Genomic DNA, 24,597 nt, shown 5'->3' with positions numbered 1-24,597 from the left:
CCTATGCACATGCCACATATAACGTTGGATTGCTTTGGGAAGCAAGCTACTGCATGTTTTTAATTTTGCGGTCGTACACAGCCTTTTCAACTAACCGCATATGACGCAGAATTACACAAATTGTTTTTTGCGAAAGAGACAGCTTCCTAATAAGAGATTGAGCCTCGTTCTTGCTACGCTCATAAGTGCTTCTATTTGAGCTTAAATCGGGGGCGGAGGCTGCCTCGTTTAGTGATCCGATCATGGTGTAGTAGCTGCGGGCTGGAAGCACGCCTTGGCTGAGAGCATGCTCGAAATTTGACAGCCCCGCGTTGAGATTGTCCTGGTAAAAACTGTAATTGCGCTTGCTGTGAGTGACGGATCCAGGGGACTGGAGCCAGTAGTACAAAGTACAATCGATGTCCACAACTTTATGCATGCGGGAGTATAACTTGCCGGCTACCATGACATCTTGGGCATACATGCCTTCGGGGAAACGAATGCCGTCCCACAATTCTCGTTTGTATAAGCGGCACCAGTTCGCCTCGTTGAAGTAACGAGCTTCGGTATTTTTTTTGAGTATGTCACCGATGAGACGAAGACTCTTGCAGAAAACAGTTTGATACGACCGAAGTGGGTTTTTGAATGCAGTTACTTTGTTAGGTGCCGTTGCGCCTACTGCTGCAACTGATTTGACCTTATCGAGCTGTGAGATGCCAAACTGTTGCCACCGAGCCTTAGACATGTCAGAGCCGCTGCTTAGGAGAGCATGCAGAAGGAATTCAATGTTATGACAATCCAAAATGTCATCGTTGTCCGCAAAAGCGACATATTCACCGTGTGCGGCATCGAGGCCAGCGTTCTGAGCTTTAGCGATGCCACCATTTTCTTGATGAATGACATGAACACGAGAGTCCAGAGCTGCATAACTGTCGCAAATTTGTGGCGACTTATCCGTAGCGCCATCATCGACGAGGATGATTTCCAAGGTTTGGTATGACTGAGCCAGAATTGAATCGATACAGTATGGCAGATATTTTTCTGCGTTATACACGGGAACAATAATTGAGACCAACGGTCTTATACCGGTCATGAAGTGCATCCTTGACGCATGGGTTAGTCGTACGTTTCTATCGTACAAGGTTATTGGACTTTGGTGAAATCGGTGTTGTTTAGATACCCTTTGCCTGCGGTCATATCATATTGAACCAATTCATAGTCACGAAGTAGTTGTTTTGCGTCCTTACTCAGTGATTTCTTCGAGATCTGATTGCCTGACATGTCCAGATACGTTGTGTCCCCTGAACTGATTCCGCCTGTTTCTGTTGCGATGCGACTTGCTGCGGGAATTTGTTCCAACAATTGTGTAAGTAATGCAAGATAAGGAGATACTTTCGCATTCATATGGTTGGCTGCTAATGACATGAAGTAATTTGGCGACGTGAAGGCTGTATTAGAGGCATCGAGTTTCGTTCCACTTGATGCTGATGCACTGTTTGACCATATAAAGTAGTCGGTTTCATGTAGAGCGACGTGATTTTCAGTATCCTGATCAGCTGTCGAATAGATACTAGGCAGGTGATCGCCATAGAAAATCACAGTAATTGGCTTGTCAATTTGGTTGAGTTCGTCTAAGAACGAAGCGGTTGCCTGATCGGTGAGGTTTAGTCCTTTAGTATAGGTTTCGAGATTTTGATATTCGTCCGCAGACAATCCTGTGGAAGTATCTGCGCCTACAAATTCATTATCGATGTACCAATTGGTGTAAGGCATATGATTTTGCATGGTGGATAATTGCAAAAACTGTGGGTGCTTTTGCTTTTCGATTAAATCAATAATATTTTTGTATGCCTCTTCATCACTGACGTATGGAGAGTAGTCGATTGTGTCTTTGTGCTTGATTGAGGGAGTGCTATCAAGAGTGCGTAGGTGAGAAAAGCCAAATTTCTTGTAGTCAACGTTTCTCAGATACATGCTTTGGTAATACGGATGAACTGCGTCAGAGCCGTCAGCGCCATATCGATTGTTCCAGATTTGGTTGAAGGCATAAGGGTTCTTCTGATTAGGCACAAGCTGTTGGAACGGGATAATGAGGGAATCATCAAAAATAGACAGACTTAAACCCGTCAAAGCTTGATATTCCATATTGGCGGTACCTCCGCCATACCCCGAAGACAACATCAAGCCCGAGGTCGTGGTGTCTTTTATAGCATGAATATTCGGAATCGGATCAGTCGAAAAAGAAATACCAGGAATTCTTGTTGGATCGGAAAAAGTCTCCGAAAGAATCATTACTACAGTACTGTCAGTAAGGTCATTCTGCCTGTTGTTGTTGATTGATATGGCCTGCTGAGAGTATTTTTCCGCAATTTGCGTCATTGTATCGCGATTATAATCTTTTGGTTTTTCTATCACTTTCGTTTTTGCCAAGCTGAGGAATGTAGTGACCGGACCATTGGTCTGGGCGTCAATTTTAGTATCGAATAAGGAAGGAGTATACCCAAGCGATCCCGCGAAAGAGTATGCCCAGGAGCCGGGAACGCTGAGGTTCCAAGAGTAGGAACAGAGCAAAGCAATACTGGATATTGCGGCAACAATGCGGGTAAGAGTGCCAGTAAAGTTTTTAATGCTTGCAAAAGGTCTTTTCCATGAGCAATAGATGAAACTCCGTCTACCATCTATAATGAAGAAAACGATACAGCAGCAAATGAACCAGACTAAAACAGTGGCGGCTCCGTTGACGAATGACTGACTTTCTTTAGGAATGAAAGACAGAAGTTTTCCTGAATCTCCTCCTGTCACAAAAGATAGATCGGCAGGAATGATTGGTTCATTGCGTAGTCCCATCTTAATGTTATCGGCCGTGCCGTAAATAGTGAAAAGAATACCGAACAATAATGTCGCAATCCAAAATCGATTGGTAACAAAGATAAAAACAAGATAGATTATTGCAAGTGCAAACAAGCTGAGCAGAAATTGGTATTTCTGTTCGAGCCACATTTGACTGACGAATTTGGTGACTTGCCCTGCGACGCTGTTCAGAATTTTGGTTGTCTGATCAACTTCATCGCCTTTATCGTACGTTGGTTCGCTATACATTCCCCACTGAAGGAAGATGACCTCGGCAGAAGTCAATAGGGTGAACACGATGGCGTAGAACGCATAGGAGAACCTCATGCGCTTCTTCCACGGGCCATATGCTTTTCTAAAGAATTTGATGATGAGTTGAACGGCTTTGAAATTAATAAAAGTATGCCATGCGTTTTTTACTGCTGTGGCAGCGGTGTGGATGGCGTGACCGGTAACTTTGGTTGCTTTTACAGCCGTGTGCCCTGCGGTGGAAAGCGTTTTTGCCGTAGTATGTGCGGCTCGTTTGCAAACCGAGACGACCTGATTCAAAGGCTGCTCAGCGGGTTGATGGGGCTGGAGCTCAGAAGAATCGATTTGTTCGTTATTGTCTATTACATCTTTACTGACGGATCCACTGGAAACCATCTCCGGTAAACAGGGCAGGGTGCCAGCGCCTGAAATAAAGATGCTTGTGTTGTCGGAGGTGGCGTGAATTGCCGACTTCTGCGTATACAGTTTTGAACTATGGTGACCTGAAAGGGCGGATGGGGCGCAAGCGTTGCTGTCTTCGTCATTCGCAAGAGGGCGATATGTTCCACCCGCAATCGGCTGCTTAGTAAGTTTTACGTATGAAGGTGCACAAGCGTGACGGTCAGGCGAGTAAATGGGCATCGTCGCATCCTTCAAAAAGCAGCCCCTTGTAATTAGGGGCTCTGTACAATTAAACCGGATATATTCTAGTGTTCAGCTGTGGACGAACGGGTGCCTAGCGGATGTCTTAAAGGTAGCTGGAAGGTTAACTGTGCTACGTGGGGTATCTGCCTACAACGTAAGTGGGAAAGGGCAACAAAATGTATGCGAAATCTGAAGGGTCGTAGCGCAGGAATTGGTTGATTTGCAGACTGGGGGAGAGGCTCGATATGTGGATCTTTTTACTCAATTTGCTGCGAGCGACAGTCGACAGACGGATTTGGTGTTCAAGGTGGACGACTATATGCGCGCGCAAGTGTTGGATGCCACCAGCTGATAATGCGCCGAAAGCGTGGCTTGTATGGGGCGACGAGAAGGCGGGCGGCGGATTCGGTGCGTGGCTTGGCGCAGTTAGACCGTTGACGTGAGATGTAACGTGGTTGCCATGACAGACCATGAACGCACTATTCCGACTTCTGGACATATTGCTGCTGAACATGCCGTTCCAACTTGTGCTCGTATGAAGACCATTGCTGTTCCGGATTTTGAAGTGTTGTTTGCCGACTATAAGGGTTCCAAGCCTCAGGAAGACGAATTTGTGAAGTGCGTCGGACGGGAACGCTTATGACAGTTCGCCATGGCGATGTGACGCAGTCTGACAACTGAGATTCGGTAAGCGTCGCTTTTGAAGATGTCACGCTGCAAGCGAGTCGGCTTCACTGGAGGCAGAAGCGGGACCTGACTCATACTTGGCCTAGAGCCCGAATCTTGCCATGTAATCCAGAAGTTCTCTTCTGCCAGGACCTAAATTTTAGGGTGCTCGTTTGAGTTCAATGGGTCTCTGCTTGAAAAGCCAATGATTATGCGGTCTTTACACCAAATCAAGAGTTGCGAAAGGCGCTCTCATACACCAAATCAAGGGTAACTGAGGTGCCGTTCATACACCAAATCAAGGTTTGGAGTGCGAAAAACCTGCTGAATCTGTCATAGATATCGCATCCGCCACGGGGGAAGCCGTGCAACCATTGAACTTTTCGGCTTGCGCGGGTTACGTGAATTAGTGATTCGAGACATCGCCCACGAGCGCTCCATGATGCAACCCTGCCGGTACCCTGAAATCGTGAGTAGTGAGATTTTCAAGCCGCGCAACATCATCGTGACCGGCGGATGTGGGTTTATCGGAGCCAATTTCGTGCGCTACGTGGCACACAACCATCCTGACGTGCGCATAACCGTGCTCGACAAGCTGACGTATGCCGGAAATCCGCAGAATATCGCCGGTCTTCCGCAATCGCAAGTCGAACTCGTGCAAGGCGATATCTGCGATGCTGCACTACTGGAACGTATCGTGCCCGGGCATGACGCGATCGTGCATTTCGCGGCCGAATCGCATAACGACAACTCCATCGCCAATCCTGAACCCTTCATCACAACGAATGTGGAGGGTACGTTCCACCTGCTTGAGGCGGCGCGCAAGCATGACGTGCGATTCCATCACATCAGCACCGACGAAGTGTACGGCGACCTTGCGCTCGACGATCCATGCAAATTCACCGAAAGCACGCCATATAAGCCGTCAAGCCCGTACAGCGCGTCAAAAGCGGCATCCGACCAGCTGGTGCGTGCCTGGGTTCGCACGTACGGGCTTCGCGCCACGATCTCCAACTGTTCCAACAATTACGGGCCGTACCAGCATGTGGAAAAATTCATTCCACGCCAGATCACTTCCATCATGGAGGGCGTGCGTCCGAAACTATATGGCACAGGCGAGAACGTGCGCGACTGGATCCATACGGAAGACCACTCTTCCGCGGTGTGGAAGATTCTTACACGCGGGCGAATCGGCGAAACATACCTGATCGGCGCGGATGGTGAAATGAGCAATATTGCCGTGATGCGTATGATCCTGCGGCTTATGGGATGTGCCGAAGATGCGTTCGACTGGGTGCGTGACCGCCCCGGGCATGATCGGCGTTACGCGATTGACTCCAGCAAGCTGCGTACCGAACTCGGCTGGCGGCCCGTGCACACTGATTTCGAAGCCGGTTTGCAAGCGACCATCGCTTGGTATACGGACAACCGCGCCTGGTGGGAGCCCGCCAAAGCCGCCACCGAAGCCCGCTACCGCGCCCAAGGCCAGTAAAGCGCGTCGGATGGGAACGTTTGTGACGGTGCGTCATGGTGGATGCGGCGCAGCCTGGCAATTGGGTTCGGCAAGTGGCTATTGGAAAATAACGTGCTGCAAGTAGCTGACTTCGTCAGGAAATGCCTCCGGTCGGACTGTCGAATCTGCCATATATAAGCCAGATACGGTGCGAAAGCGCTTGTGCGGGGGTGAAGTCGTCCAAAACGTAACTTTGACCCCGTTAATAAGCTCTTTCGGGTTTTTGTGGAAGGGGTATCGATTTGCGGTATGGGCGGTTATCGGGTTGTGAAAACGTTGCGAAAGTCATCTTTAACGAGGCCAAAGTTGTTTGAAAACGCAACTTGGCCCCGTTGAACGCAGGGGCGGCGGAGCTAGGGGCGGCGCCCTGTCGGCTCGTCTGGCTCGGACGGCTTACTTGGCGGACTCGAGTTTGAGTTCCTGGCTGGCGATCACCGACTTGGCGGCCGCGTCGAGTTCGTTGGTGATGTTGCGCAGGTTGTCGGCGTACGTGCGAATATCGTCTGTCGCCTTGGTGAAGTCGCTGGCATTGCCGTTCGCGGGGCATGTTGGCGCGTTTTCCACGGCTTCGGCCAGCGTGATCGCATCCTTCAGGGTTTCCAGCGTGGTGCCGTCGGCCACGTCGTCCACGGTGAGTTTTGCCGCATCTTCGGCTTCTTTCTGAGCCTCTTCGAAGTTTTGCTGATGCGTGGCGAGCGCCTTCGCGTTCAACGTGCAGGTGTCGCTGGCGGCTTGCGTCATTTCGCGCTTATTGGCGACTGCGATGATGGCAACGGCTGCGAGCGCGATGGCAACCACTGCTATCACGGCGACGATGGCGATGGTCTTGCGCTGTCTCGCATTGTTTTTCTGCGTGGTTGGCTGCATTGCTGGTTCCTTTCTTCTTGTGCGGTTCTCATTTCGGGCAAAACGTTGCGAGTATACAAAAAACACTTCCGAAAAACGATTTACCACTGGAAATAATGTGGATTATTTTGCTATGAAAGGAATTTGTTTGTGGATGGGGGGTGCTGGGCGCGTCAGGAGTGCGTGGCATTTATGCTGGAAGGAGAAACGTTTTAAGGGGTTTGAATGGCGTATCGTGCGACGTTGAAGGATGTGGCCGCTGCTGCGGGGGTGTCTGTGACGACGGTTTCGCTGGTGTTGAATAATCGGCCGGCTCGCGTGTCTGAGGAGAAGCGTAAGGCCATTGCCGACGCGGCGAAGAAGCTGAATTATGTGCCGAATCAGAGCGCGCGTAGCTTGGTGACCAAGCAGTCCCAGCTGGTTGCGCTGATCGTGCCTGATATTGAGAACTTGTTTTTCGCGGCGCTTGCCAAGTGTGTGGAGGATGAGTGCGCCGCGCAGGGGTATTCGCTGATTGTGGCCAATTCCGATGATTCGCGTGCTGCGGAGCATGAGTTGTTGCAGCGTCTTCCTGCCCGTGGGGTGGATGGGGTGATGTTGATCCCGGCGCGTGAGTCGTGTGTTGGGAGTGCTGTTGAGCAGCTGTGTGAGGATGTGGCGCTTGTGTCGTGCCCGGTGGTGCTGATCGACCGTTTGACGCAGTGCGGCTGGTGCGATGCCGTCGGTTTTGACAACTATCTTGGTGGTCGTTTGGCTGCCCAGTATCTGGTGGAAGGTGGTCATACTCGTATTGGCATTGTCACCGGCGATATTGCGGAGTCGAGTGCCGCGGAGCGTCGTCGTGGTTTTGTGGATGCCATCGAGCAGTCGGGGAAGCATTTTGATTCTTCGCTGTGTGTTGAGGGTGATTACCGTTTCGATAGCGGCTATCGTGCCGCGAATCAGATCATCGATGGCGGGGCGACGGCCGTGTTCTGCTGCAACGATGTGATGGCGCTTGGCTTCCGTCAGCGTATGGCGGAGCGTGGGTTGCATGTTACTGAGGATATGCAGGTGATTGGTTACGACAATATTCTCAAACGATTCGGTCTTGGTTGGCGTATGACCACCGTTGAGCAGAGCGTGACTGATTTGGCCGCCGCTTGTTGGGGTATGTTGCGTAAGCGGATTGATGTTGCGGTTCGTGCCAAGTCCGGTACGGAATCAGGGGATGCCCGTCCGTGGCTTTCCGATCCGCAGGTTGAAGTGCTTACGCCGAAACTGGTGCAGGCGGCCTGCGCGTAAACCGCCATTTTTAGATGCTGCAGACTGGTGCAAAACGGGTGGTGCAGATCAATCTCGGTATGTGGTGACGTAAGCATCTCCAATATGCTGTAATCGTTGGGAATACAGGCAACACGCCGTGTATAGGTGAAGAATTTGCGTTCTTGATAAAACGCTTTATCATAAATCTTGTCAACACAACACAATCGAGAATGCGCTCGATGTATAACTGACGACGCACCCGTATGGTGGCGGACCGTCGTCAGGCCGTCAAAGAGGAAAGGCACACACATGAAAAAGATGATTCTTGATCTTGATACCGGCGTTGATGACGCGCTTGCCATTTCGTATGCTCTGGGAAGCCCGGAGATTGAACTGATCGGCATCACCGGCACCTACGGCAACGTGCTCGTCGAGCAGGGTGTGCGCAACGCACTGGCCGTGACCGACCTGCTCGGCCACCCGGAAGTCAAGGTGTATCAGGGTTTGCCGCACTCCAGCACCACCGACCATTTCGAAGTACTGCCGATCTCCGCGTTCATCCACGGCGACAACGGCATCGGCGACGTGGAAATCCCCGATTCCAGCCGTTCCGTCGAAACCGAATCTGCGGTCGACTTCATCATCGACGCAGTGAAGACTTATGGCAAGGATCTCGTCTACGTGCCGACCGGCCCGATGACCAACATCGAAGCCGCACTGAAGAAAGCACCGGAAATCAAGGATGAAATCGGCCAAATCGTGCTTATGGGCGGCGCACTGACCGTACCCGGCAACTGCAACGCCTGCATGGAAGCCAACATTTCGCAGGATCCGGAAGCCGCCGACTACCTGTTCCGTTCCGGGGCGCCGACCACCATGATCGGTCTCGACGTAACCCTGCAGACCCTGCTCACCTACAAGGAAACCCAGCAGTGGCGCGACCTCGGCACCAAGGCCGGCAAGTTCCTGGCCGACATGACCGACTTCTACATCAAGGCTTACGAAACCACGTCCCCGCATCTGGGCGGCTGCGGCCTGCACGATCCGCTCGCCGTTGGCGTGGCAGTGGACCCGACCCTCGTCACCACCCTCGACATCAATATGAAGGTCGACGTGGAAGGCCCGACCCGCGGACGCACCATCGGCGACGAAACCCGCTTGAATGACCCGGCCAAGACCATGAAGGTTGCCGTCGGCGTCGACGTGCCGCGCTTCCTGAACGAATTCATGACCCGCATCTCCGGCCTCGCAGCCAAGGCTGAATAAGCGTAACCGGCCAAGCAATCGCGTATCGCATATCGCGCAATTCGAGAGAATCAAGGATTTTTATTATGTCTAACAACACAACCGCCGTGACCGGCACTGCATCCGCCGATCCGTTCGATGATCCGGTGACCAGCAACAAGATGGCCATCCGCGCCCTGATCCCGCTGCTGATCACCTTCGTGCTCGGCACCCTGTGCCTGCAGGGCTTCAACCTGGTGTTCCAGCAGGTCGGCGCCGACGTCGGCGCACCGAACCAGGCGTCCCTGATCACCGCATTTCCGAGCATCGTGCTCGGCATCGTGTGCTTCATCTACGGTTCCCTGGGCGATTTCGTCTCCCTGCGTAAGCTTGTGACCGTCGGTCTCGTGACGCTGTTCGTCGGCTCCATCTTCGGTTTCGTGGCAAACTACTTCTTCGCCGCAAACCTGTGGACCGTGATCATCGCACGCGTGCTGCAGACCGCAGGCGAACAGGTGGCAGGTTCCGCCTTCCTGGTGGTGGCCACCAAGTACCTGCGTAACGATTTGAAGGTCATCTTCTTCGGTCTATTCACCGCAGCATACCAGCTTTCCGCATCCATCGGCGTGTTCGCAGCCGGCATGCTCAGCTCCATCGCATGGCAGTTCCTGTTCCTGATCCCGTCCGTCACCATCCTGTTCCTGCCGATCCTGCTCAAGACCCTGCCGTCCAAGAGCGGCAACGGGCAGAAGGTTGACGCATTCGGCTTCGTGATCTTCGGCTTCGCCACCGCATTCCTCACCCTGTTCTTCTCGTACATGGCATGGTGGATGCTCGTGGTCTCCCTGCTGCTGTTCGTGGCATTCGCCTTCTACATCAACAAGGCCTCCAACCCGTTCATCACCCCGGCGTTCTTCAAGAACACCCGCTGGCTGCGCGCCATCTGCCTGATCCTCGTGTTCTACTTCGTGAACTACGCACTGAGCCCGATCTTCAACGCCATCGGCACCAACATCTACGGCATGACCACCACCCAGGTCTCCCTGCACATTGTGTGGGCCTTCGTGGTCGCCGCCGTGGTGGGCACCTGCTCCGGTATGATCATCCGCAAGATCGGAATCAAGGCCGGTATCGTGACCGCAGGCACCCTCATGTTCCTCGGCTGGACCGGTGCGGCATTCTGCGTGAACTCCGGTTTCGTGGTGCTGACCCTGTGCGCATGTGTGTTCTACGCAGGCTGCGGCCTCATGTACTCCCCGGTGGTCTCCACCGTGCTGGGCACCATTGAAAAGGACGAATCCGGCCGTGGCGTCGGCATGAACGATCTGGCCATGAACGTTTCCCCGTCCATCGGCATCGCCATCATCGGCAGCCTGCTCGGCTCCAACGCCCTCGCAGGCGGCTCCATCACCGGCGCAACCGGCACTGCCGCCAACTATGCCAACCTGCTGCTGGTCGCCGCCGGTACCGCACTGCTTGGCCTGATCGTGTTCTTCGTCTTCAAGAAGAAGATCTACGAAGGCAACCATGCGCTGGAAACCGAGGAATCGGCAAAGTAATCGCACATTACATCCTCAATATAATAAAAATGGGGATTTGCGATAATTGCGATTACTGAACAACACTATTTCGCAAATCTCCATTTTCATAAATCTTCTTTTGATGTAAGGAAGGTAAAGATGAGCGCGACTGAAGTTCTCTCCGCATTGGACCGTATCCACGGCACAGTGTCCGTAATCGGCTCGATGAACGCGGACTACACCGTCACCGCACAGCGTCTGCCAGGGCCGGGGGAGACCATCACCGGCGGTCCGCTGCAGCTGCTGCCGGGCGGAAAATCCGGCAACCAGGCGGCCGCCGCAGCGCGCATCGGCGCAACCGTGCAGATGTTCGGCGCGGTCGGCTCCGATTCCAACGCCGACTTCCTACTCGGCGCTCTGGGCGAGGCGGGCGTGAACACCACGCATGTTCGCCGCGTGCTCGGACCATCCGGCACAACCGTGATTACCGTGGACGCAACCGGCGAAAACACCATCGTGTACTCGCCGGGATCGAACGCGCAGGTCACCGTGGATTATGTGGAATCCGTGCGCGATGCGCTGGCACGGTCTTCCGTACTTGGCCTGTGCTTGGAAAGCCCGATCGAAACGGTGACGGCCGCCGCGCGCATGTGCCATGAAGCGGGCGTGAAAGTGCTGCTCAACGATTCGCCGTTCACCCCGTCGCTGCCGGCCGAACTGGTGGAAGCATCCGATATTCTGCTCGTCAACGAGCATGAGATGGTGCAGCTGCTCGGCATTGACGAGCCGGAAAACGACGATTGGGACGGTTTCGATTGGAATCATGCGCTGGAAGCAATGCGTGGATTCGGTTTCGAACAGGCGATCGTGACGCTCGGCGGCGATGGTTCCGTGGTATTGGATTCCACTTCGGCAACGCCGATCCAGCGCATTGCCCCCGTGCATGTGAACGCGGTGGACACCACCGGCTGCGGCGACTCCTTCATGGGCACGGTGCTGGCCGGTCTTGCCTCGGGCATGGCGCTTTCCGAAGCGGCCGAGCTTGCCTCGTATGTTTCGGCATACGCCGCCACAGGGTATGGTGCGCAGGCCTCCTACGGCAATGCCGCGCAAATCCGCGAAGCATTCGCCAAATAACGGAAGCGAGGATGTCTATCGGACGCTAGCCAGATTTCTCTTTTCTCTCTTGATACGCGGGGTGCCGCATCCTACCGACGTAGGATGCGGCACCCCGTTTTTGGGAAGATCTGACATTAAAAAACTCGCCGACCGGATGGGGCGAGTTTTTGTTACGTTGAAAAGATTGCGCGAATCAGGCGTAGATATTGCGGGGACGCATGTCTTCGGGCAGACCGTTGAGCAGCGTGGAAACGGATCCGGATTCGAACACGGAACGGATGCCGGCGGCCAACAGCGGAGCCACGGACAGCACGGTCATGTTCGGCAAGCGCTTCTCTTCCGGAACGGGCACGGTGTCGGTGAGCACGATTTCCTTGGCACCGCAATTTCTCAGGCGTTCCACGGCCGGGCCGGACAGCAGGCCATGCGTGGCAACCAGCGTCACGGACTTCGCACCAGCGTTGTTCAGTGTGCGCACGGCCTCGCAGATGGTGCCCGCGGTGTCGATCATGTCGTCGACCACCACGCAGTCGTGACCTTCGACCTCGCCGATAATGCCATGCGCTTCGGCATGGTTCGGGCGGGTGGTGTCACGGGTCTTGTGAATGAACGCGAGCGGCAGATTGCCCAGCTTCGCGGCCCACTGTTCGGAAACCTTGATGCGGCCGGCATCCGGAGACACGATGGTGGTGTTCTCAAGCGGCATGTTGTTGCGCACGTAGTCAAGCAGCACCGGAGTGGCGGTGAGATGGTCGACCGGTCCATCGAAGAAACCCTGCTCCTGGGCGGCATGCAGATCGACCGTCATAATACGGTCGGCGCCGGCTGCGCGGAACAGGTCGAAAATCAGTCGGGCGGTGATGGGCTCGCGGCCCTGATGCTTCTTATCCTGGCGCGAATAGCCAAGGAACGGCGCGACCACGGTAATGGAACGGGCGGAAGCGCGCTTCATGGCGTCAACCATGATGAGCTGCTCCATAATCCACTTGTTGATCGGCTCGGTGTGCGCCTGCATCACGAACGCATCGGCGCCACGCACCGGCTCGGTGTAACGCACATACATCTCGCCGTTGGCGAAATCGTAAGCCGTGGTCTCAAGTACGTCGATTCCCAGGTATTTCGCGGTTTCATGGGCCTGCTCAGGGTACGCACGACCCGTCACCAAAGCCAATTTCTTATCCGGGGTGCCTTCGAGAATCGCCGACATGCTTCGCCTTCCACAAATCTAGAGTCGCGTAAATACGGTACCAACCGTACAAAAATAGCCGTATTCAATATAACAATGCGGGTGCCCATGACGCGCCTGCACCACAGAACGTGCGCAATTGCCGCTCGTCCAGCAGAAGGGCTATGCTGAACAGGTTGTCTGAACTGTATCTTTATACCTTTCATATATAGATGCGTGAAGGCAGTACGCATACACACTCCTGCCATGGAAGGTCCATGGCCGATAGTCCGAAGGAGGTGGGTGATGTCTGCGCATAAGTACGAACTGATGTTCATTGCCGATCCTGAGCTGGATGAGCGCGGTCTGAAGAAGCTGACCGAGCAGTATCTGGAAACTGTCACCAAGGAAGGCGGTGCTGTCGAGAACATCGACATCTGGGGCCGTCGCAAGCTTGCCTACGAGATCGCCGGTAAGACCGAAGGCAATTACGTTGTGGTCAACTACTCCGCTGAGCCGGCCACCAGCGACGAACTCGATCGTCTGCTGAACCTGAACGAATCCGTCATCCGTACGAAGATTCTTCGCAAGTAAGTAATTCCAAGCTTTTCAAGCTGCAAAACAATAAGCTGCAAAGTAAGTAGGTAACGATGGCAGGCGAAACGATTATCACTGTGGTGGGTAACCTCACGGCTGATCCCGAAATCCGTACGGTTGGCAACGGCTCGTCCGTGGCCAGCTTCACGATTGCCTCCACTCCGCGCACCTGGAACCGTAATACGGGCCAGTTTGAAGATGGTCAGGCTTTGTTCATGCGCTGCTCCGCGTGGCGCGACATGGCCGAACATTGCGCGCAGAGCCTGAGCAAGGGCATGCGTGTGATCGCGCAAGGCCGTTTGCAGCAGCGTTCCTACCAGGCGAACGATGGTTCCCAGCGCACGGTCGTCGAGCTTCAGGTCGATGAGATCGGCCCGTCCCTGCGCTATGCGACCGCCCAGGTCACCCGAACCTCCAGTGCCAACGGTGGTAATTTTGCCGGCAATCGTGGCGGCAACAATTTCGCTGGCGGCAATGGCGGATTCAACAATGGTGGCTTCGCCGGCAATGCCGGTGGCTATCAGGGCGGTGCCGGATATTCCGGTGGCGCTGGCTATCAGGGTGGGGCTGCCGCTCCAGCCAATGCCGCGCCCGCCGTGCAGCCTGCTCCGGCATCGGATCCGTGGGGCAATTCGGATAATTCCGGTTCCTCATCGTTCGGTTCCTTTGGCTCCTCCGAATTTGGCGGAAGCAGCGACGAACCGGAATTCTGATCCGACCCGGATCGCAGCTTAAAAGAAAAGCAATTTCCAGATTGTAAGGAGAACATCAAGATGTCACGCAAGAGGCCGCAGCCGCCGGTCAAGCCGTTTAAGAAGAAGCCGAATCCACTGAAGGCCGCTAAGGTCACCGAGATCGATTACAAGGACGTTGCCCTGCTGCGCAAGTTCATCTCCGATCGCGGCAAGATTCGTTCCCGTCGTATCACCGGTGTTTCCGTGCAGGAACAGCGCGAGCTCGCCAAGGCTATCAAGAACGCCCGCGAGATGGCTCTGCTGCCGTACGCCACTTCCGGTCGCTGATCTTAGAGAGGTTTGAAAAATGGCTGAAACTAAGGTTATTCTCACCAAGTCCGTCAATCACCTGGGTCACCCGGGCGACGTCGTGTCCGTCAAGGCCGGCTACGCTCGCAACTACCTGATTCCGCAGGGTCTGGGCTTCGCATGGTCCAAGAACGCTGCCGCCCAGATCGAGGCCATGAAGCGCGCTCGTCTGGCCAAGGCCGTTGCCACCCGCGAAGAGGCTGTTGCCGCCAAGGAACTCATCGAGGGTTCCGTCGTCGAAATCGCCGCCAAGGTCTCCGAGTCCGGCAAGCTGTTCGGTGGCATCTCCGCCGACAAGATCGCCATCGCGCTGTCTTCCAAGGCTGCCGTCAACCCGAAGAACATCACCGTGGATCCGATCAAGACCACCGGCGAGTTCGCTGCAACCGTCGCTCTGCACCCGGAAATCTCCGCTTCCTTCACCGTGAAGGTTGTCGCTGAGTGATTCGGCCCCATTCGCTATGGCTGCATTCATTGCGGTTACGGCGAATGACTTCAGACTGAGATACGTCTGAGCTTAAGCATGGAAAATCCCCCTGCACCAGCTGAAAACAGTTGTGCAGGGGGATTTTCATATTTGATCAGTTGTAGCCACCGTCATTAGTTGGTTTGTCGCAACTTGGGCACGTCATGGTCGTTACTTTCCTTCTCTCGTGCGGAAACGGTGCTTGGAAGCAACCTAAGCTCAATCCTTAAGTGGGTGTTGCGTGAAGCATGCTGATTCACTCAAGAAGAGCGATTTACCGTCAGTTTTCATGCATGGCTGTGCAAATGAATTAGCGGGAGCGTTTGGGCAACTGGATTGCAAGGAACTGAATTTGTGAAGAAATTGTGATTTCCTGCCTTGATTGTGCTCTTTAGGTAGGAAATATGATGGTTGAATCGCGTTTTCTGCGATTTTCGTAATCTGTCGAAATCGTTGAAAAATAGCGGTTTTACAACCGCGACACGCCGAAAGTTGCATTCTTCTCGATTCTGAGTATATTTACTTCTCGTGCTCAGCGAGAACAAAACCTCGCAAGACCAACGCCCCTTTAGCTCAGTTGGTTAGAGCAGCTGACTCTTAATCAGCGTGTCCAGGGTTCGAATCCCTGAGGGGGCACAGATAAAGCCTTGGAGCTTCGGTTCCAAGGCTTTTTTGTTTTCCGATTTCTGTATGACTGTCCGGCAAGCCGACGGCCTGTCAAGCCTTTTTGTGCTCGACTTCCAGTGCGGGGAGTAGTGTTGGACGCTGTTGTCCGCCGAGAGCGGAATCGACATCAATCTGATTCTTATTGAGAAGAAGCAATAGAGGAAACAGCAGTGGAATACTCGACTTTTGTCAAACTTGCGGCCGAATTCTTCGGTACCGCCATTCTGATGATCTTCGGCAACGGCGCTGTCGCGAACGTTGAACTGAAGAACACCAAGGGCCACCATGCGGGCTGGCTGAACATCGCCATGGGCTATGGCTTCGGCGTGATGTTCCCGGTGCTCATGTTCGGTGGCGTTTCCGGCGCGCACATCAACCCGGCCATGACCATCGCCCAGGCTGTAAACGGCCTGTTCGACTGGAATCTGGTGCTGCCGTACATCATCGCTCAGCTGCTCGGCGCCGCAGTCGGTCAGCTCGTGGTATACATCACCTACTATCCGCACTATAAGGACACCGAAGACGCCGACGCCATCCTTGGCACTTTTTGCACCACCGACGCCCACAACGATCGCGTGAACTACTTCGTCAACGAGTTTTTCGGCACCCTCGTGCTCGTGGTCGGCGCACTGTGCTGCCTGTCCCTGCCGTGGGGTGAGGAAGACCATGCTGCCGCATCCATCGTGGTTGGTTTCATCGTGTGGGGTCTCGTGACCTCCATGGGTGGTCCGACCGGTCCTGGCCTGAACCCGGCCCGCGATCTCATGCCGCGACTGCTGCACGCCATCCTGCCGATTCCATCCAAGGGCTCCTCCCGCTGGGACGAGGCTTGGATTCCGGTCGTCGCCCCGATTCTGGGCGCTATTGTGGGTGCGTTCGTGTTCAAGTTGTTCGCCTGATCGCATTCAATCATTCGTGACTTGTTTGCCTGACCGTCGCATAAGTTGCGTTTGATATATGAGAACTGTTGCATAAAGCCTGTTTTCCTCGGAAAATTTCCGGTACGGGGGAAGCGGGCTTTTTGCATGCCTACTGTTGGCTGGTAGTGTTGCCGCGGAAGAGATATGCTGCCACCTGCGTGACGGCAGGGTTATAAGGAGGCCGGATTGAAGCGAATTCGTACCATTCTGCGTGCGCTCGATCCGAAAGCGGCCGCCACCATGAGCCGCCGGGAACGGACGGAAGCGTTCCGCATCCGCAGAAGCGTCGTGGCTTGGATTCTTGCATTATGCGTCATCGTGTCATGTACGTCGTGCAGCGTGCATGCCGTGCTGGTCAACGCGGTACTGAACGGACATGCGAAAACGGCGCAGATCGGCAATTCCGGAACACATTCAGAAAAAACGGATCAATCCGCGAAATCCGAAAAGAAATCGCAACAATCAGAGAAGAAAACCCAGGAATCGTCGGAAACGAAAGACGCAAAGGCCTCAGCGGAGGAAACGGCGGAACCGCAGGAAGACGCCGTCACCAAAGCGCTTCGCGAGCAGTCGGCCGCGCTGATGGACGATCAGAAAAGCGAAATACTTGCGAAAGCGCAGCAAACGGCGCAAAACAGCGGATATGGCATGGTGCAATATCATTACTGTGTGGTCACCAATGGTGAAGTCGGATCAGTCGAAGATTTTTCGAATGCCGTGTTTCGTATTCTGAACAGCGAACATGGATGGGCGCGCAGGCGCGATTTTCGAACCTTCTACGGACGGCAATTGCGATTTCAATATCGTGCTCGCCCAAGCGTCGACCTTGCCGACGTTCTCGTCGGTATGTTCGGAGCAATACAGCTGCCGTGTGGGCAACAATGTGATTATCAACGATGATCGTTGGAATTCCGGCACGGACGTGTGGATGTCGGGAGGCGGCGACTTGGCGCGATATCGCACGATGGTGATCAATCATGAGGTCGGGCACCGGTTGGGGCATATCGACAATGAGATGACGTGCGCGGGGGCTGGCCAAGCGGCACCGCTTATGCAGGAGCGGTCCATATTTTTGGATGGCTGTGCGATCAACGAATATCCGCTTGATTCGGAATTATGGATTGGCTGAACGCGATTGCGGAATAGAGCTGCAGAATAAAACTGCAGAATAGGGCCTACAGTCCGAAATATGCGTTGAACTCGCCTTGATCGAGCGTGCGGTCTGACGTGTTGGTGCGAACGGCATCCCAACTGAATACGCCAAGCGCTTCGTCGGCGCTCATAGGCTGCGGTTTGGTGTGTTTCAGGTCTCCCTGCAATCCGAGCAGCCATGCGCAATAGCCGATGATCTGTTGCGCGGTGGCGCCGTGTGCCGTGAGTATGCCGAGATCGAGCGAGCGCTCGCGTTTGGCAAGGCGTTGGCCGGCTGCGTTGTCGATGAGGGGCAGATGCGCGTATGAGATGGTCACATCGTCAGGTTTATTGGAACCGTCGGCAGGATGGAAGGGCTGTGTCGGTTCGGAAGGCTTGAATCCCGCGTTGATAAGGGCTTTGCGAATGTAGATTTGCAAAGCGTTGGAGCGAAGCAGATCACGGCCGCGCACAATGTCGGTGATGCCCATGTCGAGGTCGTCCACGGTGACGGCCAGCTGGTAGGAGTAGATGCCGTCCGAGCGGCGCACGATGGTGTCGCCGATGTCGTGGGCGAGGTGGTATTGCTGGGTGCCGAATACTTCGTCGTGGAAGGTGATGGTGGTGTCGGCGGTGGCGATGCGCATCGAGTGGCGGTCGTTGTTGGCGAGGCGTTGTTTCGCACGCTGCGGTTCGCTGGCGATGAGGCGTCGGCATGTTCCTGGGTACACGGTGAAACGATCGCCTTCCTGTGGTGCAGAGGCGGCGCGGATGTCGGCGCGCGAGCAGAAGCAGGGGTAGATGAGCGGTGTTGCCTCAGAGGTGGTTGCTTCGTTGCCTGCTGTAGTGCTGCAGGGCTTGGAATCGTTGAAACCAGTACTGATAATATCGCTGATTTCGTCAAAGCTTAGCTTGCTGAGAAGCTCAAGCGCTTCCTGGTATAGGGCGTGTCGCGACGACTGGAATACCGGTTCGTCATCCCAACCGAGACCAAGCCATTCGAGATCGCGCATCATGGTTTCGGCGGCGCCGGGAACCACTCGTGGCTTGTCGATGTCTTCGATGCGCAGCCGTATGGAATCACCCGATTTGCGGGCGGAAAGCCATGCTCCGAGCATGGCATAAACGTTGCCGATGTGCATGCGTCCTGATGGGGTTGGTGCGAATCGGCCGGTCATGGCTGCTCCTTTGGTGGGTTGACTGTGGCAGTACGCAACTGTACCCGTTGGGGTTTAGCTAGGTTTAGCGTAGGGCGATTCAGGTGGCGTGAGCCCCCATAGCCTTACGTTAAAGTGGTAGTATATGCCGTTCGGGTACGTTCGTTTGTGATGGTAATCTACGAGCACGAGAATGGTATTCCGTTTTGTCGGATGAATGGGGTCGATATGACGAAAAGGCAGTTTAGTAACACGGAGGTCGAGTATCTTCGTGCGTTGCCGGCGGTTGAGTCGGTTACGGAAAATCGGATCACGTATTCGCGTGATTTTCAGATCAGTTGCATGCGCCGATATTTGGATGGCGAGCGGCCGAGCACGATTTTCACGTCGGCTGGGTTGAGCCCTGCGATTATCGGGCGCAAGCGTGTGGAACGTAATATCGCACGTTGGAAAGTGGATCTGGATATTATGGCGGCCGCAAGAAGCAATTCCACGACGGGTGCCTTGTCTTCCGACACCAGGGAACGATTGGTGACTGTGCAGTTGGGGCAGATTCGATCGCTGACGTGTCAGGTGCTTGCGTTGAAGGAACGCGTTGATGCTTTGGAACGCAAATTAGACGAATCGCAAGGCTGAATTTGAGTTCGCTGAGAAAATTTTTTTTGAAGAAAAAGTTTTTTTCGGCGCGTGTTTAGTAAATCTTGCATATAGTTGCTGTCGGACGGAGTCTTTGAAGTTCCCCCTTCTACTGCCGTCTGTTTTATTAGCCCGTACGGATATCGGTCGCTTTATCGCTTCACTTCAGACCGTCGTACGGGCTTCTTCTTACTCTGGTAGAGGTAGTTGGGATTGAACGCAAGAGGCTGAACATGACTGCATATATGGACCATAAGAATCTTGCCAATGAGGTGATCGACGGTGTGCGTGCCGTGCAGATCGCCGATGGCGTGCACCGTGTACTGGACCGCATCGCATCGGCGGAGCAGCATGCCGGGCGTGACGCAGGTTCCGTACGCCTGCTTGCCGCCACGAAAACGCGCGACGTGGGTGAGATCATGGCTGCGATCGACGCTGGCGTGCGTATGATCGGCGAGAATCGTCCGCAGGAAGTGATGGCGAAGGCCGAAGGATTGATGGCACGTTGCGGGGAGCGCGGATTCACGTTGGGCGTTGCCGACGATGCCGGCGCTTCCACTATTGCGGGTGAGCATATTCCGTTCCATCTGATCGGCCAGCTGCAAAGCAATAAGATCGGCAAAGTGCTGCCGGTCGTCAACACCATCGAATCGGTTGATTCCCTTGACTTGGCGGAGAAAATCTCGCGCAGGGCCGTGGCGCGCGGCATCACCGTGGGCGTGCTGCTGGAAGTCAACGAATCGGGTGAGGCGTCGAAATCCGGCTGCGATCCCTCGCATGCCATCCGCATCGCGCAAAAAATCGGTACATTGGACGGACTTGAATTGCAGGGGCTGATGACCATCGGCGCGCATGTCGACGACGAAACCGCCATCCGCAAGGGATTCGAGCACCTGCGCAAAACCCGCGACCATATTCTCGAATCCGGCGAGCCGGGCACGCAATCCTGCCGCGAACTGTCGATGGGCATGACCGGCGACATGGAACTTGCGGTTGCGGAAGGATCCACCATCGTGCGCGTCGGCACCGCGATTTTCGGCGAGCGTGCTTTTATCTGACGTTTTCTTCCTGTGACGGGCCTTCGCATGATGTGATGGCCCGTTTTTTTTTTTTCGATGTTTTTGATTGCCGGGCGCCGCATGTCGATGATATGAACGATTCGACGATTGTTGCGGGTAGACTGGCAAGCATGAGAATCGCACGTTTTTCGCATAATGATGTACCGCAATACGCTTTCGTGCAGACCGACGAAAGCGACGGCAAGGACTATCTCGTAGCGCTTGAGGGGCATCCTCTGGCCGGTGCCGGCGTGAAGCCGACCGGCGAGCGTTTTCCGGTGGACGGCGACGGCATTCGCCTGCTTTCCCCGGTGATTCCGTCGAAGGTGTATGGCCTGGCCAAGAATTACGAGGCGCACGCGCAGTTCATGCATGAAGCAGGCCATTCCGACATCAAGCATGCTCCGGAAGACATGGTGATCTTCTCCAAGCCGAGCACGTCGGTGATTGGTCCGGATGATCCGATCGTGATCCCGTCATATTCGAACGACATGAATTTCGAGCCAGAAGTGGCCGTGGTGATGGGCCGCATCGCCAAGAACGTGCCGGTCGAACAGGCCATGGACTATGTGCTCGGCTTCACCTGCGTGAATGACGTGACATTGCGCGACTTGCAGGGGTTCGACCCGATGTGGACGCGCGCGAAGGGCTTCGACACCTCCTGCCCGCTCGGCCCATGGATCGTGACCCGTGACGACTTGGATTGGAAGGACGCGAAGATCTCCTTCACGCTGAATGGCGAGGACGTCGAGCTGGCTTCCGGCACCACGGCGAACCTGATTCACGGCATTCCCGAGCAGATCGCCGCGATTTCCAGCTTTACGACGCTGCTGCCGGGCGATGTGATTCTGACGGGCACGCCGAACGCTTCCGGCCATCTTGATCCGGGCGACGAGGCGATCGTGCACGTCGAAGGCATCGGCAGCCTGCGCAACGTGGTGGTGCGCGGCTGATTGCCGATTGCTGATTGACATATTGAAGATATGAAGGCCGTCACCTTTCGTGGGTGACGGCCTTTGTGCTGCGTTGTTCGCGATTTCCCGTTTAGTGAACAAAAGTTGAGTGTTGCAGGCTCAACTTTTGGGAATAGAATGGTGGTGAAGTCGGTTGAGCATATCAGACAACGACATATGCGTCGACGCGAACGTGCGAAAAACGGACGATCGGCGCGAACCATGGAGGATGATATGGAACAGAAGTTCACCACAATGGCGCAGGAAGCCATTTCCGACGCCGTACAGAACGCGTCGGCAGCAGGCAACGCGCAAGTCGAAACCCTGCACCTGCTTGACGCGCTGCTGCGCCAGGAAAACGGCGTGATCCGCGGTCTGATCGAAGCCGCGGGCGGCAACGCGCAAAACATCAGCGCCGCCGTGCACCAAGCGCAGGACGCGCTGCCAAGCGCCAGCGGATCGACCACCGCGCAACCGCAAGTCAGCAGGCAACTATCCGCAGTACTTGCGCAAGCCGGCAAGGAAATGCAGCAGATGGGCGACGAATACGTATCCACCGAACATCTGCTCATCGCCATCGCGGCGGCAAAGCCGAATCAGAGCGCGCAAATCATGGAACAATACGGCGTGACCGCCGACGCGCTACGCAAAGCCGTGCCCACGATCCGAGGAGGCGCGAAAGTGACCAGTCCCGACGCCGAAGGCTCCTACAAAGCCCTCGAAAAGTATTCGACCGACCTGACGGCAGCCGCGAAAGAAGGCAAGCTCGACCCCGTGATCGGCCGCGATCAGGAAATCCGCCGAGTCATCCAGATCCTGAGCCGCCGCACCAAGAACAATCCGGTGCTGATCGGCGAGCCTGGCGTGGGCAAAACCGCCGTGGTGGAAGGCCTCGCGCAGCGTATCGTCGCCGGCGATGTGCCGACCACCCTGCAAAACAAGAAGCTCATCTCGCTTGATCTGGGCTCCATGGTGGCAGGTTCGAAATACCGTGGCGAGTTCGAGGAACGCCTGAAGAGCGTGCTGCAGGAAATCAAGAACGCAGACGGGCAGATCATCACGTTCATCGATGAGATCCATACCATCGTCGGCGCGGGCGCGGCCGAAGGATCCATGGACGCAGGCAACATGCTCAAACCCATGCTCGCGCGAGGCGAACTGCGCCTGATCGGTGCCACCACACTCGACGAATACCGTGAGAACATCGAAAAGGATCCGGCATTGGAACGCCGTTTCCAGCAGGTGTTCGTAGGAGAGCCGAGCGTGGAAGACACCATCGCCATCCTGCGTGGCATCGCACCGAAATACGAAGCCCACCACAAGGTGACCATCGGAGACGATGCGCTCGTGGCCGCGGCGACGCTGTCGAACCGGTATATTTCCGGCCGTCAGCTGCCGGACAAAGCCATCGATCTGGTTGACGAGGCCGCATCGCACCTGCGCATGGAACTCGACTCCTCGCCTGAGGAAATCGACGAACTGCAGCGTCAGGTCGACCGTCTCAAGATGGAAAAATCGTACCTGCTTGGCAATCCGAAAGACGATGCCGCCGCGCAGAAAGCGGAAAACGAGCTTGATGAAAGCGCCAAGGAACGTCTCGACGACCTCAACAAGGAAATCGCCGACAAAAGCGAGAAACTCAACGGTCTGAAAGCACGCTGGGACGCCGAAAAGAACGGGCACAACCGCATCGGCGACCTGCGCAAGAAGCTCGACGAACTACGCACCCAAGCCGAACGGTATGAACGCGAAGGCGATCTGGCGAAATCCTCCGCCATCAACTATGGCGAAATTCCGGCCATCCAGAAGGAGATCGCGCAAGCCGAACAAAACGAGGCGGCGGCCAAGAACAGTGCGGCAGGCGGTGCTGACGGTGGCTTGGGTGGCGATATTCCGATGGTGCCGGACCGCGTTGACGCCGACTCCGTGGCCGAAATCGTGTCCGACTGGACGGGCATTCCCGTCGGACGCCTCATGCAAGGCGAAAACGAGAAGCTGCTGACCATGGAAGACTATCTCGGCAAACGTGTGATCGGCCAGAAGGAAGCCATTCAAGCGGTTTCCGATGCGGTACGTCGTTCGCGTGCGGGCATTTCCGACCCGAACCGCCCAACCGGCTCGTTCCTGTTCCTCGGCCCGACCGGCGTGGGCAAGACCGAGCTCGCCAAGGCGCTCGCCGACTTCCTGTTCGACGATGAAAAGGCCATGGTGCGCATTGACATGAGCGAGTACATGGAGAAGGCCTCCGTGTCTCGTCTGATCGGTGCTGCGCCAGGCTACATCGGCTATGAGGAGGGTGGCCAGCTGACTGAGGCCGTGCGTCGCCGCCCATATTCGGTGGTGCTGTTCGATGAGGTTGAAAAGGCCAATCCTGAAGTATTCGACGTGCTGTTGCAGGTGCTCGACGACGGCCGTTTGACCGACGGGCAGGGCAGGACCGTGGACTTCAAGAACACGATTCTGATCATGACCTCCAACCTTGGCTCGCAGTTCCTGGTGAACACCGAACTGGATGACGAAGCCAAGAAGAAGGCCGTGATGGACGCCGTGCATATGCAGTTCAAGCCGGAATTCATCAACCGCTTGGATGAACTGGTTATGTTCCACCCGCTTACGCGCGAAGAGCTCGGCGGCATCGTGGACATTCAGGTGGCGCAGGTTTCGGCCCGCTTGGCGGATCGCCGCATCAAGCTGGATGTTACCGATTCGGCGCGCGATTGGCTCGCTAACACCGGTTACGACCCGGCGTATGGCGCTCGCCCGCTGCGTCGTTTGGTACAAACCGAAGTCGGCGACCAGTTGGCGCGCATGCTGCTGGCCGGCGAAGTGCACGACGGCGACACCGTGCTTGTGGATCAGACCGGCGGCGACCATTTGGAGCTCTCCTCGTGGGCGCCGGGGCAGATTGACGACGATTTTTCGGCAGAGGCTAAGTGACGGTCGGAGTCA

Annotated in this window: 22 protein-coding genes and 1 tRNA gene; 18 read left to right on the top strand and 5 right to left on the bottom strand. The window is 55.3% G+C overall.

Annotated features, from left to right (window positions below):
• Window positions 1–46: 46 nt before the first annotated feature.
• Window positions 47–1,072, bottom strand: coding sequence for a glycosyltransferase (locus tag KSY55_RS06665; RefSeq protein ID WP_033524312.1), 1,026 nt, complete (start codon window positions 1,070–1,072; stop codon window positions 47–49).
• A 50-nt stretch (window positions 1,073–1,122) separates the two neighbouring features.
• Window positions 1,123–3,735, bottom strand: coding sequence for an LTA synthase family protein (locus KSY55_RS06660; RefSeq protein ID WP_303246372.1), 2,613 nt, complete (start codon window positions 3,733–3,735; stop codon window positions 1,123–1,125).
• A gap of 448 nt (window positions 3,736–4,183) precedes the next feature.
• On the opposite strand from KSY55_RS06660, the gene KSY55_RS06655 reads away from it, so the two are divergent.
• Window positions 4,184–4,366, top strand: a complete 183-nt coding sequence (locus tag KSY55_RS06655) for a hypothetical protein (RefSeq protein WP_099595080.1) — start codon at window positions 4,184–4,186, stop codon at window positions 4,364–4,366.
• A gap of 465 nt (window positions 4,367–4,831) precedes the next feature.
• The gene (rfbB, locus tag KSY55_RS06650; RefSeq protein WP_217749630.1) at window positions 4,832–5,881 is read left to right on the top strand and encodes a dTDP-glucose 4,6-dehydratase; all 1,050 of its coding nucleotides are present in this window, start codon (window positions 4,832–4,834) and stop codon (window positions 5,879–5,881) included.
• A gap of 414 nt (window positions 5,882–6,295) precedes the next feature.
• Here the strand turns inward: rfbB and KSY55_RS06645 are convergent, their stop codons facing one another.
• Window positions 6,296–6,769 carry a hypothetical protein gene (locus KSY55_RS06645; protein WP_065439610.1) on the bottom strand — a complete coding sequence of 158 codons (474 nt, stop codon included), beginning with the start codon at window positions 6,767–6,769 and terminating at the stop codon, window positions 6,296–6,298.
• Window positions 6,770–6,973: 204 nt separating this feature from the next.
• On the opposite strand from KSY55_RS06645, the gene KSY55_RS06640 reads away from it, so the two are divergent.
• The 4 genes from KSY55_RS06640 (at window position 6,974) to KSY55_RS06625 (ending at window position 11,874) form a co-directional block, all read left to right on the top strand.
• Window positions 6,974–8,032 carry a LacI family DNA-binding transcriptional regulator gene (locus KSY55_RS06640; RefSeq protein WP_034879799.1) on the top strand — a complete coding sequence of 353 codons (1,059 nt, stop codon included), beginning with the start codon at window positions 6,974–6,976 and terminating at the stop codon, window positions 8,030–8,032.
• Between the two features lie 270 nt (window positions 8,033–8,302).
• A complete protein-coding gene (locus tag KSY55_RS06635) occupies window positions 8,303–9,259 on the top strand; it encodes a nucleoside hydrolase (RefSeq protein WP_004223152.1) in 957 nt (318 codons plus the stop codon).
• A 65-nt stretch (window positions 9,260–9,324) separates the two neighbouring features.
• Entirely contained in the window at window positions 9,325–10,776 is a 1,452-nt protein-coding gene (locus tag KSY55_RS06630; protein WP_022244580.1) for an MFS transporter, read from the top strand.
• A 120-nt stretch (window positions 10,777–10,896) separates the two neighbouring features.
• Complete coding sequence (locus KSY55_RS06625) at window positions 10,897–11,874, top strand: ribokinase (protein ID WP_117754727.1); 978 nt, start codon at window positions 10,897–10,899, stop codon at window positions 11,872–11,874.
• A 175-nt stretch (window positions 11,875–12,049) separates the two neighbouring features.
• On the opposite strand, the gene KSY55_RS06620 is transcribed toward KSY55_RS06625, so the two are convergent.
• Window positions 12,050–13,063 carry a ribose-phosphate diphosphokinase gene (locus KSY55_RS06620; protein WP_004223162.1) on the bottom strand — a complete coding sequence of 338 codons (1,014 nt, stop codon included), beginning with the start codon at window positions 13,061–13,063 and terminating at the stop codon, window positions 12,050–12,052.
• 264 nt (window positions 13,064–13,327) lie between these two features.
• On the opposite strand from KSY55_RS06620, the gene rpsF reads away from it, so the two are divergent.
• From rpsF to KSY55_RS09115, 8 genes are all read left to right on the top strand, one after another.
• Window positions 13,328–13,615, top strand: a complete 288-nt coding sequence (gene rpsF, locus KSY55_RS06615) for a 30S ribosomal protein S6 (protein ID WP_003810120.1) — start codon at window positions 13,328–13,330, stop codon at window positions 13,613–13,615.
• 56 nt (window positions 13,616–13,671) lie between these two features.
• The gene (locus KSY55_RS06610) at window positions 13,672–14,331 is read left to right on the top strand and encodes a single-stranded DNA-binding protein (protein ID WP_055063700.1); all 660 of its coding nucleotides are present in this window, start codon (window positions 13,672–13,674) and stop codon (window positions 14,329–14,331) included.
• A gap of 60 nt (window positions 14,332–14,391) precedes the next feature.
• The gene (gene rpsR / locus KSY55_RS06605) at window positions 14,392–14,640 is read left to right on the top strand and encodes a 30S ribosomal protein S18 (RefSeq protein ID WP_003833963.1); all 249 of its coding nucleotides are present in this window, start codon (window positions 14,392–14,394) and stop codon (window positions 14,638–14,640) included.
• Between the two features lie 19 nt (window positions 14,641–14,659).
• On the top strand, window positions 14,660–15,106 hold the full coding sequence (rplI, locus tag KSY55_RS06600; RefSeq protein WP_004223169.1) for a 50S ribosomal protein L9: 447 nt from the start codon (window positions 14,660–14,662) through the stop codon (window positions 15,104–15,106).
• Between the two features lie 583 nt (window positions 15,107–15,689).
• Window positions 15,690–15,763 (top strand) — tRNA-Lys (locus tag KSY55_RS06595).
• A gap of 200 nt (window positions 15,764–15,963) precedes the next feature.
• Window positions 15,964–16,692 carry an MIP/aquaporin family protein gene (locus tag KSY55_RS06590; protein WP_117656551.1) on the top strand — a complete coding sequence of 243 codons (729 nt, stop codon included), beginning with the start codon at window positions 15,964–15,966 and terminating at the stop codon, window positions 16,690–16,692.
• A gap of 207 nt (window positions 16,693–16,899) precedes the next feature.
• Window positions 16,900–17,613, top strand: a complete 714-nt coding sequence (locus KSY55_RS06585; protein ID WP_227572367.1) for a hypothetical protein — start codon at window positions 16,900–16,902, stop codon at window positions 17,611–17,613.
• Window positions 17,519–17,842: a DUF3152 domain-containing protein gene (locus KSY55_RS09115; protein WP_259330792.1), complete on the top strand. Its 324-nt coding sequence runs from the start codon at window positions 17,519–17,521 to the stop codon at window positions 17,840–17,842. The genes KSY55_RS06585 and KSY55_RS09115 overlap by 95 nt, the downstream gene beginning before the upstream one ends.
• Window positions 17,843–17,888: 46 nt before the next feature.
• Here the strand turns inward: KSY55_RS09115 and KSY55_RS06580 are convergent, their stop codons facing one another.
• Window positions 17,889–19,022 carry a glutamyl-Q tRNA(Asp) synthetase gene (locus tag KSY55_RS06580; protein WP_217749623.1) on the bottom strand — a complete coding sequence of 378 codons (1,134 nt, stop codon included), beginning with the start codon at window positions 19,020–19,022 and terminating at the stop codon, window positions 17,889–17,891.
• 150 nt (window positions 19,023–19,172) lie between these two features.
• Here KSY55_RS06580 and KSY55_RS09265 point away from each other — a divergent pair, with 150 nt between their 5' ends.
• From KSY55_RS09265 to clpB, 4 genes are all read left to right on the top strand, one after another.
• Window positions 19,173–19,637, top strand: a complete 465-nt coding sequence (locus tag KSY55_RS09265; RefSeq protein WP_004223192.1) for an HTH domain-containing protein — start codon at window positions 19,173–19,175, stop codon at window positions 19,635–19,637.
• 233 nt (window positions 19,638–19,870) lie between these two features.
• Window positions 19,871–20,695, top strand: coding sequence for a YggS family pyridoxal phosphate-dependent enzyme (locus tag KSY55_RS06570; protein WP_022245595.1), 825 nt, complete (start codon window positions 19,871–19,873; stop codon window positions 20,693–20,695).
• Between the two features lie 131 nt (window positions 20,696–20,826).
• Window positions 20,827–21,648: a fumarylacetoacetate hydrolase family protein gene (locus KSY55_RS06565; protein ID WP_217749622.1), complete on the top strand. Its 822-nt coding sequence runs from the start codon at window positions 20,827–20,829 to the stop codon at window positions 21,646–21,648.
• A gap of 222 nt (window positions 21,649–21,870) precedes the next feature.
• Window positions 21,871–24,585, top strand: coding sequence for an ATP-dependent chaperone ClpB (clpB, locus tag KSY55_RS06560; protein WP_171025375.1), 2,715 nt, complete (start codon window positions 21,871–21,873; stop codon window positions 24,583–24,585).
• Window positions 24,586–24,597: the final 12 nt, after the last annotated feature.

The organism is Bifidobacterium sp. MSK.13.1 (assembly GCF_019131435.1).
In the GTDB taxonomy this organism is placed as follows: Bacteria; Actinomycetota; Actinomycetes; order Actinomycetales; family Bifidobacteriaceae; genus Bifidobacterium; species Bifidobacterium pseudocatenulatum.
The sequence above is the reverse complement of the archived record's forward strand: the minus strand, read 5'-3'. Positions and strand labels throughout refer to the sequence as shown.

Bases quoted from the DNA above. Each gene is read 5' to 3' on its own strand.
- KSY55_RS06665 (WP_033524312.1), bottom strand. From the start codon at position 1,072: ATGACCGGTATAAGACCGTTGGTCTCAATTATTGTTCCCGTGTATAAC.
- KSY55_RS06655 (WP_099595080.1), top strand. From the start codon at position 4,184: ATGACAGACCATGAACGCACTATTCCGACTTCTGGACATATTGCTGCT.
- rfbB (WP_217749630.1), top strand. From the start codon at position 4,832: ATGCAACCCTGCCGGTACCCTGAAATCGTGAGTAGTGAGATTTTCAAG.
- KSY55_RS06645 (WP_065439610.1), bottom strand. From the start codon at position 6,769: ATGCAGCCAACCACGCAGAAAAACAATGCGAGACAGCGCAAGACCATC.
- KSY55_RS06640 (WP_034879799.1), top strand. From the start codon at position 6,974: ATGGCGTATCGTGCGACGTTGAAGGATGTGGCCGCTGCTGCGGGGGTG.
- KSY55_RS06635 (WP_004223152.1), top strand. From the start codon at position 8,303: ATGAAAAAGATGATTCTTGATCTTGATACCGGCGTTGATGACGCGCTT.
- KSY55_RS06630 (WP_022244580.1), top strand. From the start codon at position 9,325: ATGTCTAACAACACAACCGCCGTGACCGGCACTGCATCCGCCGATCCG.
- KSY55_RS06625 (WP_117754727.1), top strand. From the start codon at position 10,897: ATGAGCGCGACTGAAGTTCTCTCCGCATTGGACCGTATCCACGGCACA.
- KSY55_RS06620 (WP_004223162.1), bottom strand. From the start codon at position 13,063: ATGTCGGCGATTCTCGAAGGCACCCCGGATAAGAAATTGGCTTTGGTG.
- rpsF (WP_003810120.1), top strand. From the start codon at position 13,328: ATGTCTGCGCATAAGTACGAACTGATGTTCATTGCCGATCCTGAGCTG.
- KSY55_RS06610 (WP_055063700.1), top strand. From the start codon at position 13,672: ATGGCAGGCGAAACGATTATCACTGTGGTGGGTAACCTCACGGCTGAT.
- rpsR (WP_003833963.1), top strand. From the start codon at position 14,392: ATGTCACGCAAGAGGCCGCAGCCGCCGGTCAAGCCGTTTAAGAAGAAG.
- rplI (WP_004223169.1), top strand. From the start codon at position 14,660: ATGGCTGAAACTAAGGTTATTCTCACCAAGTCCGTCAATCACCTGGGT.
- KSY55_RS06580 (WP_217749623.1), bottom strand. From the start codon at position 19,022: ATGACCGGCCGATTCGCACCAACCCCATCAGGACGCATGCACATCGGC.
- KSY55_RS09265 (WP_004223192.1), top strand. From the start codon at position 19,173: ATGGTAATCTACGAGCACGAGAATGGTATTCCGTTTTGTCGGATGAAT.
- KSY55_RS06570 (WP_022245595.1), top strand. From the start codon at position 19,871: ATGACTGCATATATGGACCATAAGAATCTTGCCAATGAGGTGATCGAC.
- KSY55_RS06565 (WP_217749622.1), top strand. From the start codon at position 20,827: ATGAGAATCGCACGTTTTTCGCATAATGATGTACCGCAATACGCTTTC.
- clpB (WP_171025375.1), top strand. From the start codon at position 21,871: ATGGAGGATGATATGGAACAGAAGTTCACCACAATGGCGCAGGAAGCC.